Source organism: Lapidilactobacillus achengensis (assembly GCF_003946655.1).
GTDB lineage: Bacteria > Bacillota > Bacilli > Lactobacillales > Lactobacillaceae > Lapidilactobacillus > Lapidilactobacillus achengensis.
In genome coordinates this window covers 1-16,823 of sequence record NZ_RHOV01000026.1, presented here as the reverse complement: position 1 = coordinate 16,823, position 16,823 = coordinate 1, and the positions used below count along the sequence as shown (strand labels likewise).

The following is a 16,823-nucleotide window of genomic DNA, read 5'->3' as shown; positions in this document are numbered from 1 at the left end:
CAACGATGGAGCTCAGCAAAAATAAACCAATCGATGATCTGGGCGTCGACGGTAGTAAATATCGCAAAGAGGTCAGTCGCGGGACATTTTATTGTCTGGCCTTCGTCGCCGTTTTGGGAACTTATTTCTCCAGTGTCATGGGATTTGGCACGATGTTCAGTGTGCTGATGAAGACGGCTCATGATCTGATTTTGAATACGGCGTTCTATATTATGGGTGTGGCGGTTTTGGCCGGGACTTTATCCAGCGTCTTCTCTGAATTCGGGGTCACGGCGCTCCTGAACAAATTGTTAGCGCCGATCATGAAACCCTTATTCAATTTGCCTGGTGCGGCTGCGCTAGGCGCGATCACCACATATTTCTCAGACAATGCCGCGATCGTTATGGTCGCGCAGGATCCGGCCTATGCCAAATATTTCAAGAAGTATCAATGGATGACCATGATCAACTTCGGGACGACTTTCGGGATGGGCATCATTATTTCTGGTGGGATCTTGGGCATTCAAGCGGGCAAATACGCGGCCGCTGTGGCGCTGGGAACACTGTGCGCGATCATCGGCGGGATCGTCGGCAACCGCATCATGATGCACAAAACTAAGAAAATGTTCGGCGTCGAAGCTGACGTGGACGCGAAGTACTTGAATCAAGCCATCAGTAGTGAGGCGCCTAAAGGCTATCGGCGTGTGCGTGAAGGCACGCCAATGCAGCGCGCGTTGAACGCTGCCTTTGATGGTGGCAAGGCGGGAGTCGATCTAGGCTTGTCAATTATTCCAGGGATTCTGATTTTTACCACCTTGGTGATGATGCTGACCAATGGCCCCTCGATTGTTGATGGTCAGGCGGTGTATAAAGGTGTTGCCTATGAGGGCACAGGCTTATTGACCATGCTCGGTGAGAAATTGTCGTTTATTTTGACCCCGATGTTCGGGTTCGCTAACGGGGAGATGTTGAGTCTGCCGTTGACTTCGTTGGGGGCATGCGGTGCCTCAATCGCCGGCGCCAAGCAAATGGCCGAAGCTGGGTTGATCAACTTGCATGATATGACGGTTTATTTCGCCATCGCGTTGTGCTGGGCCGGGTTCATGTCTTCGACCCCGTCGATCGCCGACACCTTGAAGATCCGGAAATTGACCACATCATCATTGGTGGCCCAATTGATCGCCGGCATTGTTGCGGGCATCGTCGCCAATTATTTAGCGTTACTGATTCTTTGATTTTATTGAAAAGAGGAAGCGGAAATTATGAGTAAAACCATTGGCATCATCGGAGGCGGCAATATGGGCCGGGCGATCATGGCCGGCTTGATCAAGGCACAACTTTATCCAGCAGATGCTGTCTTGGTCTATGACCTGAACCCAGCCGCCTTGACCACCTTACAAACAGAATTGGGTGTGCAACCCATGAATTCGGCGGCCGAGTTGGTCGCGACCGCGGATGTCGTGGTGATCGCCGTCAAACCACAAGTAATTGATCGTGTTTTGACCCCACTGCGCGCGTCGTTTCGCGCTGAGCAACTGCTGATCTCGATTGCGGCCGGCGTCACGTTAGCTCATTTAGGAACGGTTTTGGATCCGAAATTGAAGCTGGTTCGGGTCATGCCCAACACACCAGCGTTAGTCGGCGCCGGGATGGCCGGGGTCGCTGTCAATTCGCAGGTGACCGCGGCAGAACAGGCGACAGTGTTGGCGATCTTCAACAGTTTCGGGCGCGCGCAATTGGTGCCTGAAGACTTGATCGACGCTGTAGTGGGGCTGTCCGGCTCGGGTCCGGCCTACGTCTATCTGTTCTTGGAGGCGTTGGCGGATGGCGCGGTCGCCGAGGGCATGCCGCGGCAGTTAGCCTATGAATTCGCCGCTCAAACCGTCTATGGCGCCGCCAAAATGGTGTTGAGTACTGAGGAACATCCCGGTGTTTTGAAGGATATGGTTTGCTCGCCCGGAGGCACCACGATTGCTGCCGTCGAAGTGTTGGAAGAGCATGCCTTCCGCGGAATCGTGATGGCGGCTGTCCACGCTGCCACCGAGAAGAATCGTCAATTAGGTTAATATGATCAGGTCCGAATGAATTCAGTCAACTTTGAAACTAGCACAGGCAAAATTGTGCTAGTTTTTTTGGCGTAAATCGTTATGATTGAGATAGGGACTGCCGCCGAGTCGAATTGCGCTGGCGCTCGAGCCCGAGTTTCAGCTAGGTAGGAGGTGCTGGTGATGGCCAGCGAAATGGATCCGCGAACCGCGCGGTTATTGACCCAATTGAAGCAAACGAGTTTGACTTTGTTCGGCGCGAATCTGGTCGGCGTTTATTTGCACGGCTCGCTGGTGTTGGGGTCATATCAGCCGGCGGTCAGCGACTTGGATTACTTGATTGTGGTCCGGCGACCGTTGACCTTGGCGGAAAAGCAGGCCTTGATGACGGTCACTTTGCAACAGTTGTGGCCGTTGGCGCCAGCAAAAGGGTTGGAGTTCCATGTTTTGGTAGCCGGCGCGGTCCGCCATTTTCAGGACCCCTGTCCCTTTGATTTTCACTTCTCGCCGGCGCATTGGCAGGCTTACCATGCGGATCCGCAGCGTTATTTGACCACGATGCAGGGGACAGATCCTGATTTGGCGGCGCATTTGACGATCTTGCAATCTTACGGCCAAGTTTTGGTCGGGGCGCCGATCGCCACGGTGTTCGGCCGCGTGCCGGTTGCGGCCTATTGGGCCAGCATCGTCGCTGATGTGGCGGCCGCCTCCGCAGAGATCCAGCAAGCACCGCTGTACTTGACCTTGAACCTTTGCCGGGTCTTGGCTTATCAGCAACAGCGGTTGATTTTGTCTAAGGCAGGCGGCGGTCGCTGGGGCTTACAACACTGCGCACCGGAATTTCAGGCGTTGATCACCGCCGCGTTGCAAGCCTACCAAACGCAGGGGCAGCTGTTGTGGACCGCGACCGTGACGCCGGATTTGGCCCAACGCTTTGCGACTTATTGTTGGCGCCAGCTGGGTCGCGGATTGACCGGCTAGGCAGTTGGTTAAATTTAGCAGAGGTTTTTTGAAGCGGCTTAGGTAGTGATTTCAGTTCGCCATTTAAGCAGTTGTGTAGTCATGTAGCAGCGTTAACGATTTTGGAAGAATAATTTTGAAAGAAGTCTGATGATTTTGGCAATATCTAGAACTGCTTTGACCGAACCTGGACAAAAATGGGCGGGCCAGCATGAACGAGGCTGGTTCCAAATGGCTGCGACCAGCGCAGGGCGAGCATCACGCCGCCAGCGCCAACAGCGGCAACCACAACGCCAGCGCCGCCTGCACCCTAATCCTTGGGCCGCAGAAGCGCCAGGCAATGCGGCCGCGTTCGCTCCGGCGACCTTGCCGCTAGACGTTGCATCGCCACTAGTGGGTCGGCGGATCGCGTTCTTGGGCTCGTCGATCACATATGGCGCCGCGGCGTTGGGAGTTTCCTTCGTGGATTATTTGCAAACCGGCGCCGGCGTGATCGCCACTAAATTGGCGGTCAGCGGCACCACCTTGGCCGGACCCAGCGCCGATAGCTATTGGGCGCGCCTGCAACACGAATTACCCCTGGATCAGCCCTTGGATCTGTTTGTTTGCCAGTTGTCGACCAACGATATTGGTCAAGGGAAAGCGCTGGGGCAGATCACGCCAACCAGCCAACGGCGCGATTTCGCGACGACGACCACTTTGGGCGCAATCGAAGCCATTTGTGGGTATGTTGAGGACCACTGGCATTGCCAGGTGGTGTTTTACACCTGTGTGATCACTGGCGCGGAGCCCCGTTATCAGCAACTGATCAGCGAATTGTATCACCTGCAAGCCAAGTGGCAGTTCGCAGTGATCGATCTGAGAAATGACCCCACGGTGACGGCTTGGACCCACGCCCAGCCGCTGGCGATGTATGACGGCATTCATCCGACCCAATTGGGATATCGCCAACTGTGGACGCCGATTTTCCAAGCGGATCTGGCAGCAATCTTAGCGGCGCCCCCAGCGTCTGGTGAACAGGCCCCGGCAAGTCTCACCGCTCTCCCGACCCCAGCGATGCCCCCCTTCCCACCCGCGCCGCAATCACCAGGACCAACGCTGGCGCTACATTGGCCCCAACAGGCAATGCCCTGATGAGCAAAATTCGTCGGCTTAAGTGGGCGCTGTTGGTGCTAGTCAGCGGCGGTTGGTTATTAGGGTTGAGCGGGTGCGGCGCGCCGACCAAAATGGCGACCGACACTGATCAGTCTGCCACCGATCGCTCCGGCACCAATCGCTCACGCCAGCGTCAAGCCCAAGCGGATCGCTCAAGTCAAAGTCGGTCTGGCACAGATCGTTCAAGCCAAGCTCAAGCCAGCGCCGATCCGACCACGCCACCGACGATCGCCAGCGGCCGTTTGCGCAAGATCACCTTCGCCTTGGTCGCCAGCGCCGAAAATTCGACGACCGCTTATCAGTCCGCCTACCGCTACATCGAAGATATCGGCGATGGCCGCGGCTACACTGCGGGCATCATCGGCTTCACCAGCGGGACCGGCGATCTGCTCCAAGTGGTTCAGCGCTATCAAAAACTGGCGCCAAAGAATAAGTTGACCCAATACCTGCCAGCGCTACGCCGGGTCAATGGCACGGCGTCACATCGCGGATTGGGGAAGTCCTTCGTCCGCGCTTGGCATCAAGCCAGCCAAGATCCTAAAATGATCCAGGCGCAAAACACGATTGTCCGCCAAGAATATCTGGATCCCGCCGTGAGTTACGCCCAGCGCGACGGCCTGTCCCCCTTAGGTCAGTACCTTTATTACGACGCGTTGGTGGTCCACGGCCCCGGAACCAAGGCGGAGGCCGACAGCTTTCAAGGCATTCGCGCCGCCGCGTTGAAAAAGGCCCCAACACCTGCCCAAGGCGGCAAGCAGGCCACTTATCTCAAAGCCTTCCTGGCCGCGCGGCAACCGATCATGTTGGCAGAAACGGCCCATCAGGATCTGTCGCGACTTCAAGTCCAGCGGCAGTTGATCAACGCCGGCAACTTCCAACTGAAATTGCCGTTACAATGGCGAATGTATGGTGATCAGTACCACCTGACCGCCGCCATGGTCAAGCAGTTGCCCTGATCATAATATTTGATTAAAAAAATCGTCGATCATAATTGATCGGCGAATTTTTTGTGTTGCTTTGATTGCGGGTTTGGTAGGGTGTTGCGCGTAAGCGCAACCGGGTCCTATTCATGATTTTTCGCTTGATGGCAGAAGTGGTGGGTTTGGGTGGGGGCGCAACCGCCTCAGGACGTTTGTCGTGGCTGGAACGCGGTGGGCATCGTTTGAAGCCAATCCGCAAAGTGCGCGGCTTGTCTTCAAATCGAGCCTTATTCTAAGCGATAAATCGCTAAGAATAATCTCACCGCTGAGCCACACGTCCTGAGGCGGTTGCTAGGCAGAATCGAGCCTATCTGCAATCAAGGCGAAGAATTTGACGAGGTGCTTTTGCAAGCTAGAGGTCAAACAATCGCCCACTTTTTGGATGGTACGACAATGCCAACTGATTTGGATCAGGAGGTCGGGACGTTTTGCGTAGGCTGAACATCGCTATTCGTTTCCGTAACAACCCATAGGTGGAAACCGACTGATTCAGTTGATTCGCTGAGAACTAGTCCTGTTCATCAGGCAGACTGTACTGGTGTCACCAATTTAAGGCTGGTAACCACTAACCACGGTCGTCAAGTGCGTGGCACCTCATCAATGACCATAGCTTGCCGGATGGCGTGAGTGCTCAAACGTCTGTTAAAACGTTGAGCGGCTGGAGCGGAGAAATTCGGGGTGAGATCGCCGTGAAATTGTCCTTGGCGGCTTTGCCGCTTAGGACAAGGCCTGATTTTGAGACAAGCCGCGCACTTTGCGGATTGGCTCAAAACAGCGCCCACAGCGAGCTCACCCCGAATTTCGCAGCGCAAGCTGCGGCCAATCTACTTTTGCTAGCAAAGTCAACCCGTTGCGCTCCGCACTCTGGTTAATCGTGTAGGGTGAATTGTAATTTCATTTGTGGTTCGCCTAGCGCCAACATTTGGCCCAGCAACTTATTGCTGTTGGCCATGGCGATCGCGGCCATTTTTTCATTGACGGCGGTCAGATATGCGGGTAGATCGGGTTGCGCGGTGGCTTGCGCGTCGGTTTCGTGTTGCAAATGCTGACACGCGGCGACCGTGTTTTCTTCAAAGAGGTTCTCTTGGTCTTCGTAAAGGCCGAAGTTGCTATCGCCGATCAGCGCCAGCACATTGCTGAGCCAGTAAGCTTTGGTAGGATCGCATTCTCCGGTGCCGCGGTAGCTGGCGGGAGTATCAGTCACGTTGGCGTAAAATGGCACCACCGCGTTGAAGGTGTTGGGGCCAAACGCTAACCAGTGGATCCCGGCGATGCTGGCAGGCACATCATTGCGGATCTGCAAAATGTGTAATTCCTGATTCCGGTTGATCCCGATCGGCCGAAATTGCTTCCGTTGGGCGTCGGTGCCAGTGCCATAAGCGTCATACGGGGTATTTTGGTAGTGGGAGCTGAGGACGAACTTCAGGTCCTCGATGGTGATCTTGTGGTTGGTGCGACAAATGAAGGGCAGGTCTTGATCGATTGGATCCTGAACGCGCTCAGGATTGAAATATTTCTGACCGTACCAAGCGCGAGCGTTGTTGTAGCGGGTATCCTTAATGGTACTGCTGCCAAAAATGTGGCGCAGGTTGACTTGATCGGGATCGGGATTCAGGTGATAAGTCGCGATCAAGTCGGGCAGGTCGTGGGCAAACAAGGTGTTGTCGGCGGCGAAGTCGAATTGGTCGATGTTCAGGCGATTAGGCGCGATCACATAAGCATCGTCGGGAATTCGGATCGCGGCCCAGTGATGTCCGCCGATGGTTTCGAAGTACCAGACTTCATCCTTATCAGAAAAAGCGATCGCGTTCATTTCGTAGGTGCCATATTTTTCTAAAAGGCTGCCTAAGCGCAGGACGCCTTCCCGCGCGCTGTGAATGTACGGCAAGGTGATCGTGGTGATGTCTTCTTCGCCCAACCCCTGATCAACGAGCGGGTCCACGCCCAAAATCCGGGAATTTGAAGTGATCGTTTCGGTGGCGGTCATTGCCACGTTGGCGCTATTGATCCCCGCCGCGGCCCAAGTGCCGTGACCAGAGACCGCGTCAGGCGTGGAGGTGTAGGCCAATGGATCGTTCGGTAAATCCAGATTGAATTTGCTCAAGACGGCTTGATAATGCCGTGGTTGGTCCGCCGCCTTGATGAAGACGAATTTTTCCGGATTTAGCGGCGCGGCGCCGTCTTCGTTCCGAGCGATGATCGTTGAGCCGTCGATCGATGCTTTCTTGCCAACCAGAACTGTGGTACATGAACCTTTAATACGTTTTGTCATTAAGAACACCTTCTCAAAAAGTTTACTAGACCATTGTAAGCCTCTATCGGCAGAAATGCACGGCGCGGTCGTGTTGGGTGGTATAATGAAAATATCAGTTCCTGCTGGCTCCCCGATGAAGGATGGGCAGTGGAAAAAAGAAAGTGGGCGGTTTTTTATGGAAATCACGATAGCGCCTGAATTGACTCAGGTCGTCCCCAAGGCCAGCTTGTTGGTGCTGGATTATCAAGCTGAAGTCACCTTCAGCTCACCCGCGTTACAAGCCAAGTTCATCAAATTAGGCGCGAAGCAAGCGGCGCGCTTGGATCTGCCGGCGATCGCCCAGATGCCCCAGATCGCGGCGACCCGAGCGGCTTATCGGGCTTTAGGCAAAGCGCAGGCCAGTTACCGCAATACCGCCGAGGCGATGTTGCGCCGGTTGGTCAAGGGCAAAGAACTTGATCAGATCAATAATGTGGTCGAGATCAATAATCTGATGTCGATTTTCAGTGGCTTTTCCATTGGGTCGTATAATCTTGCCGCCTTATCTGGACCGATCACGTGGCGCCCGGCGCCAGCGGGGGCGACTTACGCCGGGATCGGCAAAGGCCAGATCAACATTGCCGCGTTGCCCACACTTTTTGATGCGGTCGGTCCTTTCGGCAATCCCACCATTGACAGTCGCCGCGCCGCGGTCAATTTCAGCACTGCGATCCAGCCACTGATGAGCGTGGTTTACTCCTTTAGCGGCGCCGAACCGTTGCCAGCCCTGGCCACGATCTATGCGCGTTTATTGCAGGAAAATATCGGGGTGACCAGCGTGAAAGCCCGGGTGATCACCGCCGCCGGGAGCACGCCGGTGTAGCGGGTGTTGTTTGGAATTGACTTAGGCGTTTGGCTCCTATTGTTTATTTTTCGCTTGATTGCGGGTGTGGTAGGGTGTTGCGCGTGAGCGCAACCGGCTGGGACTGCTGTTGCGGACTGGAACGTGGTGGGCGTCGTTTGAAGCCAATTCCAAAAGCGGGAATTGTCTTCAAATCGAGCCTTGTCCTAAGCGGCAAAGCCGCCAAGGACAATTTCACCACTGAGCCGCGCAGTCCCAGCCGGTTGCTAGGCAGAATTGAGCCTATCTGCAATCGAAGCGAAGGAGTTGACGAAGTGCTTTTGCAAGCTAGAGGTCAAACACCCCCCTTTTTTTGATGGTACGGCAACACCAACGGATTCGGAATAGTGGGTTGGTACAGTTTGCTTTGGTGGACATCTTTGCCTGCTCCTTTAACGATCCATGGGTGAAAACCGACCGATTCAGCCGATTTATCAAGATCATGTCCTAGTTCATCAGACGGACTGCACTGGTGTCACCAAATTAAATCTTGTAACCACTAACCACGGTCGTCAATTACGTAGATCCCCATCAATTGGCCATAGTTTGCTGGTTGGCGTGAGTGCTCAAGCGGCCGTTATAACGTTGAGCGGCTGGAGCGGAGCGTGGCGTTGGTGGGCTGTTTACTAGTTGGCGGAAGGTCGGGCTGGGGGTGAGTCAGCCGCGATATTATTGTTGGCGATTTATCGCCTACAATAAGGCCGAGTTTTGAGATTTTCGGTGCACTTCCGAAAAGCTCAAAATCGTGCCCGCAGCGTTCCACCACCCCCAGCCCGACCTGGAGCCCCACCACATCTGCCAACCACCAACGCCACGCGCAGCGCAAGCCGCGGCCAATCTACTTTTAGCGTGGCCCTCAACTTTTTAAACAAGCAAAAAACAGCCCGTTACCCCGATAGACGCCATGGCGTGAAGTCGAAAGGTAACGGGCTATTTTGATGTCGCTGAGCATTAACGATCAGCGGAAAAGTTGATCGATCTGTTGATATTCCGCAGCACTCAGACTGATTTTAAGCGCATGGGCATTGCTGACGACCTGCTCGACCCGTTTAGCGCCGGGGATAACCACAGCGATGGCGGGATTTTGAAGGTACCAAGCTAGCACAACTTGGGCGATCGTCGCTTGATGCGCCGCGGCGATCGGCGCCAATTGGTTGACTTGAGCGATGATCTGCGCAAAACGAGCGCCTTGAAAATCAGGATTATCATGGCGAATATCGTCAGCGGGGAAACTCACGGCCTCGTGATATTTGCCAGTCAGTAAGCCGGACGCCAACGGGAAGAAGGGCACGAACGAAATTTGGTGGGCTTGCAAGTAAGCAAAGCGCTCCGTCTCTTGGTCGCGGTGGAGCAGGCTATATTGTTCCTCATCCACATCGACTAGACCGTCCTGATTGGCCTCTTTTAATTGAGCCAGCGAGAAGTTGGACACCCCGATCGCCCGGATCTTCCCAGCTTGTTTCAGCTCATTCAGAGCTTGGACTGCTTCATTCTTCGGGGTGTGCTCGTCAGGAAAATGAATGTAGAACAAATCGATGTAATCTGTTTGGAGCCGTTGCAAACTTTCCGCCACTGCTTGCTTCAGAAAAGCGGGTGAATTGTCGATGGTCATCGTCCCATCGGCGTGAATATGTTGGGCCGCCTTGGTGGCGATGACGATTTTACTGCGATCGTAACCTTTGATCGCCTCGCCGATCAGGGTTTCCGAAGCGCCGAGCCCGTACGCGAAGGCCGTGTCCAATAAATTGATGCCGTTATCCAAACCGGCGCGGACGATCGCCCGTCCCGTCTCGTCCTCCAATCCTGGGAAAAGATTGTGACCGCCCACCGCGTTGGTGCCTAGGCCCAATGGGGTAGCGCTGACCGTCGATTTACCTAATTTGATTGTTGCTGCCATGAAACATCCTCCTAACTTTTTCCAAGTGTAACCGTCTTTAGTATAACCGTTTCTGACGCTAAACTTGCGGAATTTGCTTGCTTTGGTAAAAGTAGGTTGACCGCGGCTTGCGCTGCGAAATTCGGGGTGAGCTCGCTGTGGGCGCTGTTTTGAGCCAATCCGCAAAGTGCGCGGCTTGTCTCAAAATCAGGCCTTGTCCTAAGCGGCAAAGCCGCCAAGGACAATTTCACGGCGATCTCACCCCGAATTTCTCCGCTCCAGCCGCTCAACGTTTTAACAGCCGTTTGAGCACTCCCGTCGACTTGGTAAGCTATGGTCAATTGATGAAGAGCCACGCAATTGACGGCCGTGGTTAGTGGTCACAAGCTTTAAATTGGTGACGCCAGCGCAGTTGATCTGATGAACAGACCTAGTTTTCGGTGAATCAACTGAATCGGCTGGTTTCTACCCATGGATTGGTAAGAAAACGGGTAAAGATATTCGGTTTACACAAAGTGTCCCGATCTTCTAGCCCGAATCCGTTGATATTGCCGTACCACCCCAAAAGTGGGCGATTGTTTTGACCGCTAGCTCGCAAAATCACTTCGTCAGATACCCAACTTCGATTGCAGATAAGCTCAATTCTGCCTAGCAACCGGCTGGGACTGCGCGGCTCAGTGGTGAAATTGTCCTTAGCGGCTGTGCCGCTTAGGACAAGGCTCGATTTGAAGACAAGCCGCGGGGCTTGCGGATTGGCTTCAAACGATGCCCACCACGTTCCAGTCCGCAACAGCAGTCCCAGCCGGTTGCGCTCACGCGCAATACCCTGCCCCGCTGCAATTAAAATCATCATTTCAACGCAGTCAGAGTATTTTTCCAAATCGTTGATGTCGAGACCGTTGCCAGTGCCACACCAAACTAGTGCCTAAGTACAACAATAGGCCCACGCTAAAACCAATGATCTGAGTGATCGTGCTAAGTTGGTAGGGGTGGTGAAACAGCGGGGCCGCTAGCAGCGCGGGCAACAAATTAACCAAAAGCAGCCCGCCGATCAAGCCCTTGATCAGCCCACTCAGCTTACCTAGCCGTTGCGGGGGAAGATTTTGAAAGCTCCACATGAGCAGCAGGAAGAGGCATAAGGCGCAAATCACGGGAGTGGCGCCAACTTGAAGCGCGCGGAGGCTGGCGTAGTCGAAATAAGGATCGTTCAGGGGATGCCGCCGTGGCCGTAGCGCGTCCTGTAAGGCGAAGCGCAATCCGGCCAATCCAAGGCTGGAGAGAATGCCGGTGACGGGAACCAGCCAGGCGATGGTGCGGTGACCTAAATAATCTTCGCCGATCAACACTAACAGACCACACACCAATAATTTCCACCAGCCCCAATGCCCGGTGTAAAGCCAAGTCGCGGTGATCAAACGATAAAATTGATGTTGTCCTAATTCATTGATCGTCCCTCCGAGTATGCGGTTGATTTGGCTCGAACCAAGACCGCTGACCAGTGGCGCTAAAATTGCCAGCAAGCCTACAACCACGTAGATTAGAGTGACCGGGAAATGTTGCCAACAAGCTTTGAGAGTTTTCACTTTACTCATCTCCAGTGGGTTGATTCTTGGATTCAAGCAAAGTATCCCATGATTCAAGTCGATGAGTTAGTGAAATAAACCGATAGGCCTTAATTTCTTGTCTAGCCAGGCGGTCAGCCTTCAATTCCATAAGAAACAGTTAGTCTTGTGATATTATCAGGCAATCATTGCCGCCTGTTTTCCGTAAATTGACGATCGAGGCGCCAACAAAAAAAGCCAGTTCCCAGTAGCAATTGGGGACTGACGGTGATGATTGTTTAGTGATGGCGCCTAGATCGAACTGAGACCCACTAGCCAAGGTCATTAGTTGTGCGCTATTGAAACGCGCTCCACACAACTGACTTTTTCGCTTAACTACGCCAGGCTTCTGGAAGCAAAGCCCAGCCTCCAAAATCCTGGCTAGGTTAATACTCAAAGCCAACCCGTTGTGTTCCGCACTCTGAAACGTGTTCACCGACCTAGCTTCTTGCGCCTAGCTACCCAGGTTGGTTCACCAAGTACTTGGTCTGTTCATCAAACAGACTGTACTGGTGTCACCAATTCAAAGCTGGTAACCACTAACCACGGTTGTCAAATGCGTGGCTCTCCATCAATTGGCAATAGATTGCCAATTGGCGTGAGTGCTCAAACGACTGTTAAAACGTTGAGCGGCTGGAGCGGAGAAATTCGGGGTGAGATCGCCGTGAAATTGTCCTTGGCGGCTCTGCCGCTTAGGACAAGGCCTGATTTTGAGACAAGCCGCGTACTTTGCGGATTGGCTCAAAACAGCGCCCACAGCGAGCTCACCCCGAATTTCGCAGCGCAAGCTGCGGCCAACATAGAACCACACACACCGCCCAGCCACCGAAGCTTAGCTACGAAGCTGGTCGTTGGTCAGGTCGTCCTCGCGCAGCTTGAATAGATGGGGCTTGCCGTAGAAATAGCCTTGGCGGATCGCGATGCCATAGTCGTCGGCCATTTCATCTTCGGCGTCATTTTCCACGCCTTCCAAAATCAGGCGGAGTTGGTATTCCTTGGCGATGGCGATCCATTGTTGCAACTGGGCGCTGATTTCGTTCTCGCGGTGTTCGGCCCGGAAGTTCTGCATCGCGACCTTGATCTCGGCGGCAAAGGGCAGCAGCGGCTCGATGTGATCCAACGTGTTGACCCCAGTGGCCACGTCGTCCAAGCTGATCTCGATGCCGTGGTCATTATATTCGACGATTTTCGGCAGGAGTTGGGCCACCCCCACGCGGTCAGTGGGTTCCTCGGTCACTTCGACGGTGAGCACGATCGGATAGATTTGATGCTGGGTCGCGATCAAGGCAGCGCTGATGTCATCATTAATAAACTGAGTGCGGTTCAAATTAAAGGAGATCGATTCCACCTTGAGCGCTAACTCCTGCCCGACTTTGCGCAACAGATCGGTTTGGATCGCGATCGGGATCGAGGCGAAGTCCTTGGGCAATTGCCAGCGGTCGCCGCCCCATTTGCGAATCAGCATTTCATAGCCGAAAACAGAATTGGCGAATTTGTTGAATTGCGGTTGGATAAAATAGCGATACATAATAGCTCCCCCAATCGTCAACCCTGTTGATAGGGTATAATAAGTCTATCCACGTTTGCGCGGAATGCGGTATACTAAAGATAATTGTACTACAAAAAGTAAGAACGGGGAATTGATTGACCCAAGTTTGGCCAAAACGCGGCAAGAATTAGGGCCGCTACGCGCAAGCCGGTTAGACCAATTCGCCAGAGGGGGATCCAAAATGAAAGTTGTAATTGTCGGCTGCACGCATGCGGGAACGATCGCAGCGGCGCAGATTTTGAAAACACATCCAGAAACAGAAGTGACGATCTATGAGCGAAATGATGATATTTCGTTTCTTTCCTGTGGGATTTACCTATACCTGGGGGGTAAGGTTAAGAACTTGGAAGACATGTTCTATTCGTCGCCGGAAGAATTGCAGCAACAAGGCGCGGATATCCGGACCCATCATAATGTTCTCAGCATCAACACCGTCAGCAAACGCCTGCGCGCCGTCAACATCAAGACGGGGGAAATGATCGATGACTCTTATGATAAGTTGATTATGTGTACCGGTTCAACCGCGGCGGTTCCGCCACTTTCCGGGATCGACGAATCCAAGGTACTTTTGTGCAAAAATTTCCAACAGGCACAAGAAATCTACGAAACTGCCCAGCATAATCATCGGATCGCCGTGATTGGCGCTGGTTATTCGGGCACCGAGATTACCGAAAGCTACGCCCAGACCAACCATGAAGTGTTGTTACTGACCTCAGGCGCGCAGGTGATGCACCACTACATCGGCCCAGAAATTTCCGCTAAGGTCACGGAATTGTTGGAGGCGCACCAAGTGGAGATCCACTTGAACCAGCGCGTTTCAGAATTCACCAGCGACGAAAAGGGCGACCTGTTGATCAAGACTATGTCAGGTGAGGCTTTCAGCGCTGATTTGGCGATTGTTTGTACGGGTTTTGTGCCGAGCACGACGTTGTTGCGCAATCAAGTGCAGATGGATCGGCATGGCGCGCTTTTGACCAATAAATTCATGCAGACGTCCAACCCAGATATTTACGCGGCGGGAGACAGTTGCGCCGTCCGCTTCAATCCCACCGGTCGGCCGGCGTACACGCCATTAGCCACCAACGCGATTCGGCAAGCGGTCTTAGCGGCGACGAACATCTTCGGCAACACCATGCCTTACATGGGCACGCAAGCCACATCGGCGCTGCAACTGTTCGATTACAGCATCGCCACCACTGGCCTGACTTACAAATACGCGCTGCGCAACGGCTTCAAAGCGCAACAAATCATTTATGAAGACACGTGGCGCCCAACTTACATGCCCACCACCGACAAAATCAAGATCGTCCTGATCTATGACCAAGAAACCCGCCGCATCCTCGGCTGTCAATTGATCAGTAAACACGAGATCGCCCAATCCGCCAATACCATCTCCTTGGCGATCCAAAACGACAACACCATTGATGATTTGGCCTACGTGGACATGCTGTTCCAACCCAACTTCGACTATCCGTTCAATTACCTCAACCTCGCCGCCCAAAAGGCCATCGACCAAGAACGCGAAGCCGGCCGCGACAACCCACGCTTCACTGCCTTGGGTAATGACGTGCCGCGTCCATAACGGGGTTTGCGGTTCGCGTTCAGTGACAAAAATCGCGACCACTCAATCAGAACCATCCTCCTCGCTGGCCAGATAAGCAAATAATCAAAGCTTATCTGGCTGGAGAGGAGTTTTTGCATGGGCGGAAATGTGGGGAGCGGGGCGTTTTCGTTATCAGCCGGTCTTGTCGCGCTTCTTGGATTTGCGGGCGTGGGTTGACTATTATGAGGACGGCGATCCATTCGTGATAGAAAAATGGCAAGTCAAATGAAGATAGCAAAAAAGCTGAATCGTTGGTGACAATTCAGCTTGGAACCAATTCTGAAATTTGTGTCCGAAACTAGTCGCGACAGTGAACCACACACTTCTTAGTGTGTACGGTACAACTGGTCGTTTTGACTTTAGCGACGTTCTCATATTCTTTCCGCATCGGTAAATGATACAGGTAGGTCACTGTATCGCTGCTACGATCCGTCGTGTTCATGCGTCATTACCTCCTTATTGGCCTGCATACACGGTTTCAAGTGGGTGAATCCCAAGTACTTATTGGTTTCTATTATAATTGTTATATGATTAATGTCAATGTAAACGTTATTCTAATAATAGTGTTGCCTTGAATGGAGAGATTATTGCTCCAAGCCCAGTGGATCAGGATTATCAAGCTGATCGCGATTCTAATTTTGGCAAGGGTCACGGAAAGTAATCACGCTACGGAGATTAATTATTCAGATATTCATCACCTAATTGAGAATTATCTCGATCGGATCGCACACAAACACTAAAACTGTTTTTTAATTACTGGGGCTTCAATCATACTAAGGCGCCGTTTTCGCCGCATCCTTCGATTGTTAAGTTGTTGACAATTCGGCAACCTGCGAGTATGTTGAGGGTATTAGCGGTAGGGCAACCTTTACATGGAGGCGATCAGCAATGAAGAAGATTTATACCATTGGCACGATCATGATTCTAGGCGTTGGTGGATTAGCGGCTGCTCAAATCAGCAAATCCAGTCATCAGCCGAGCCAAGTGATCGCAACGTCAAAGAATATCACTCGTTCGCACCAAGCAAAGAAATCGCAGGCGCAAAAGGCCAAACCGTTTTATTCAAAATCGGCTTATCCGGTTGCGGTTGAGCCAAAGTTAGCAAATTATCCGAAGACGTTTGATGAGTTATTATCGCTTGGTGAGGTTTCATTTCAAGGAACTGTGACTGCGCTGAAGAGTCATGTTTATCAAGGCACGACCACCGCCGCATTCACGATGGCAACAATCCAAGTCAATCAGGTTCTCGCTGGCGACGAAAGCTATCAGGGAAAACAGGTGAACGTTCTCTTTTCAGGCGGTAATATCCAAAAGAAGATTCTGCTGCGTGACATTGCCGACAAAGATTTTCTGTCCGAACAGGAAAAGGATGGGGCTCAATCAGATGAAATCGTCACCGTGAAATATTCGTATTCACCACTACCGCAAGTTGGTGAAGAACTCGCCATCATCACCACCCAAGAGCCAGCTGGTGCAAATGGCATCAACGAAGACTTCTTAATGCCGATCTTTTCTGGCAAGGGTGTCTTCATTGAACAGAATGACGGCTCCTACGCGCGTGAAAACACTGAACAGAGCGACAAGCCAGATGATACCAAGATGAATGCGGGCATGACGAAACTGGTCCAGTCGAAGCGCTAGATTCCTGTGTCAAAAAGACTAACTAAATAAGCATGACACAAAGGTTCGGCGCTTGTGGCCGAACCTTTTTTTTGTACTGATTTTGGCAGTTGATTTCTATTCTTGTACTTGATTGCAGGTGTGGTGGGGTTTGGATGTGGACGCAACCGCCTCAGGACGTTTGTCGTGGCTGGAACGCGGTGGGCGTCGTTTGAAGCCAATCCGCAAGCCCAGCGGCTTGTCTTCAAATCGAGCCTTATTCTAAGCGATAAATCGCTAAGAATAATCTCACCGCTGAGCCACACGTCCTGAGGCGGTTGC

Annotated in this window: 22 protein-coding genes; 15 read left to right on the top strand and 7 right to left on the bottom strand. The window is 52.9% G+C overall.

Going from position 1 to position 16,823, the window contains the following annotated elements; translation table 11 throughout:
• Nucleotides 1-5: 5 nt before the first annotated feature.
• The 8 genes from EKM94_RS10915 (at nt 6) to EKM94_RS10890 (ending at nt 5,991) form a co-directional block, all read left to right on the top strand.
• Nucleotides 6-1,214, top strand: a complete 1,209-nt coding sequence (locus EKM94_RS10915) for a CD0519/CD1768 family membrane protein (RefSeq protein WP_125601799.1) — start codon at nt 6-8, stop codon at nt 1,212-1,214.
• A 27-nt stretch (nt 1,215-1,241) separates the two neighbouring features.
• Nucleotides 1,242-2,045, top strand: a complete 804-nt coding sequence (proC, locus tag EKM94_RS10910) for a pyrroline-5-carboxylate reductase (protein ID WP_125601796.1) — start codon at nt 1,242-1,244, stop codon at nt 2,043-2,045.
• Nucleotides 2,046-2,207: 162 nt separating this feature from the next.
• Nucleotides 2,208-3,005: an aminoglycoside adenylyltransferase domain-containing protein gene (locus tag EKM94_RS10905; RefSeq protein ID WP_225422219.1), complete on the top strand. Its 798-nt coding sequence runs from the start codon at nt 2,208-2,210 to the stop codon at nt 3,003-3,005.
• Between the two features lie 135 nt (nt 3,006-3,140).
• The gene (locus tag EKM94_RS10900) at nt 3,141-4,118 is read left to right on the top strand and encodes an SGNH/GDSL hydrolase family protein (protein WP_164511214.1); all 978 of its coding nucleotides are present in this window, start codon (nt 3,141-3,143) and stop codon (nt 4,116-4,118) included.
• Nucleotides 4,118-5,095 carry a chitosanase gene (locus EKM94_RS10895; RefSeq protein ID WP_225422218.1) on the top strand — a complete coding sequence of 326 codons (978 nt, stop codon included), beginning with the start codon at nt 4,118-4,120 and terminating at the stop codon, nt 5,093-5,095. The genes EKM94_RS10900 and EKM94_RS10895 overlap by 1 nt, the downstream gene beginning before the upstream one ends.
• Before the next feature lie 181 nt (nt 5,096-5,276).
• Nucleotides 5,277-5,402, top strand: a complete 126-nt coding sequence (locus EKM94_RS12910; RefSeq protein WP_263853223.1) for a hypothetical protein — start codon at nt 5,277-5,279, stop codon at nt 5,400-5,402.
• Between the two features lie 5 nt (nt 5,403-5,407).
• Entirely contained in the window at nt 5,408-5,560 is a 153-nt protein-coding gene (locus EKM94_RS12500) for a hypothetical protein (protein WP_164511213.1), read from the top strand.
• A gap of 182 nt (nt 5,561-5,742) precedes the next feature.
• A complete protein-coding gene (locus tag EKM94_RS10890) occupies nt 5,743-5,991 on the top strand; it encodes a hypothetical protein (protein WP_164511212.1) in 249 nt (82 codons plus the stop codon).
• Here EKM94_RS10890 and EKM94_RS10885 read toward each other — a convergent pair.
• Nucleotides 5,988-7,391, bottom strand: a complete 1,404-nt coding sequence (locus EKM94_RS10885) for a C69 family dipeptidase (protein WP_125601787.1) — start codon at nt 7,389-7,391, stop codon at nt 5,988-5,990. The two genes, EKM94_RS10890 and EKM94_RS10885, sit on opposite strands and share 4 nt — an antisense overlap.
• A 157-nt stretch (nt 7,392-7,548) precedes the next feature.
• Between EKM94_RS10885 and EKM94_RS10880 the strand changes: the two genes are divergently transcribed.
• The 3 genes from EKM94_RS10880 (at nt 7,549) to EKM94_RS10870 (ending at nt 8,883) form a co-directional block, all read left to right on the top strand.
• Entirely contained in the window at nt 7,549-8,235 is a 687-nt protein-coding gene (locus EKM94_RS10880; RefSeq protein ID WP_164511211.1) for a B3/B4 domain-containing protein, read from the top strand.
• A 137-nt stretch (nt 8,236-8,372) separates the two neighbouring features.
• A complete protein-coding gene (locus EKM94_RS10875; protein ID WP_125601781.1) occupies nt 8,373-8,570 on the top strand; it encodes a hypothetical protein in 198 nt (65 codons plus the stop codon).
• Between the two features lie 85 nt (nt 8,571-8,655).
• Nucleotides 8,656-8,883, top strand: coding sequence for a hypothetical protein (locus EKM94_RS10870; RefSeq protein ID WP_125601778.1), 228 nt, complete (start codon nt 8,656-8,658; stop codon nt 8,881-8,883).
• Between the two features lie 328 nt (nt 8,884-9,211).
• Here EKM94_RS10870 and EKM94_RS10865 read toward each other — a convergent pair whose 3' ends face one another.
• From EKM94_RS10865 to EKM94_RS10850, 4 genes are all read right to left on the bottom strand, one after another.
• Nucleotides 9,212-10,150, bottom strand: coding sequence for an aldo/keto reductase (locus tag EKM94_RS10865; protein ID WP_125601776.1), 939 nt, complete (start codon nt 10,148-10,150; stop codon nt 9,212-9,214).
• An 11-nt stretch (nt 10,151-10,161) separates the two neighbouring features.
• Complete coding sequence (locus tag EKM94_RS10860) at nt 10,162-10,485, bottom strand: hypothetical protein (RefSeq protein ID WP_125601773.1); 324 nt, start codon at nt 10,483-10,485, stop codon at nt 10,162-10,164.
• An 89-nt stretch (nt 10,486-10,574) separates the two neighbouring features.
• Nucleotides 10,575-10,982, bottom strand: a complete 408-nt coding sequence (locus EKM94_RS10855) for a hypothetical protein (protein ID WP_125601770.1) — start codon at nt 10,980-10,982, stop codon at nt 10,575-10,577.
• A gap of 10 nt (nt 10,983-10,992) precedes the next feature.
• Nucleotides 10,993-11,712: a hypothetical protein gene (locus EKM94_RS10850; protein WP_125601767.1), complete on the bottom strand. Its 720-nt coding sequence runs from the start codon at nt 11,710-11,712 to the stop codon at nt 10,993-10,995.
• 466 nt (nt 11,713-12,178) lie between these two features.
• Between EKM94_RS10850 and EKM94_RS10845 the strand changes: the two genes are divergently transcribed.
• A complete protein-coding gene (locus EKM94_RS10845; RefSeq protein ID WP_125601764.1) occupies nt 12,179-12,613 on the top strand; it encodes a hypothetical protein in 435 nt (144 codons plus the stop codon).
• Here the strand turns inward: EKM94_RS10845 and EKM94_RS10840 are convergent.
• Complete coding sequence (locus EKM94_RS10840; RefSeq protein ID WP_125601762.1) at nt 12,563-13,258, bottom strand: EAL domain-containing protein; 696 nt, start codon at nt 13,256-13,258, stop codon at nt 12,563-12,565. The two genes, EKM94_RS10845 and EKM94_RS10840, sit on opposite strands and share 51 nt — an antisense overlap.
• 202 nt (nt 13,259-13,460) lie before the next feature.
• Here EKM94_RS10840 and EKM94_RS10835 point away from each other — a divergent pair, with 202 nt between their 5' ends.
• A complete protein-coding gene (locus EKM94_RS10835) occupies nt 13,461-14,861 on the top strand; it encodes an FAD-dependent oxidoreductase (RefSeq protein WP_125601760.1) in 1,401 nt (466 codons plus the stop codon).
• A 319-nt stretch (nt 14,862-15,180) separates the two neighbouring features.
• Here the strand turns inward: EKM94_RS10835 and EKM94_RS12495 are convergent, their stop codons facing one another.
• Nucleotides 15,181-15,324: a hypothetical protein gene (locus EKM94_RS12495; protein WP_164511210.1), complete on the bottom strand. Its 144-nt coding sequence runs from the start codon at nt 15,322-15,324 to the stop codon at nt 15,181-15,183.
• A 446-nt stretch (nt 15,325-15,770) separates the two neighbouring features.
• On the opposite strand from EKM94_RS12495, the gene EKM94_RS10830 reads away from it, so the two are divergent.
• Complete coding sequence (locus tag EKM94_RS10830) at nt 15,771-16,523, top strand: hypothetical protein (RefSeq protein ID WP_125601757.1); 753 nt, start codon at nt 15,771-15,773, stop codon at nt 16,521-16,523.
• A 165-nt stretch (nt 16,524-16,688) separates the two neighbouring features.
• Entirely contained in the window at nt 16,689-16,814 is a 126-nt protein-coding gene (locus tag EKM94_RS12905) for a hypothetical protein (RefSeq protein WP_263853211.1), read from the top strand.
• The last annotated feature ends 9 nt before the right edge of the window (nt 16,815-16,823 follow it).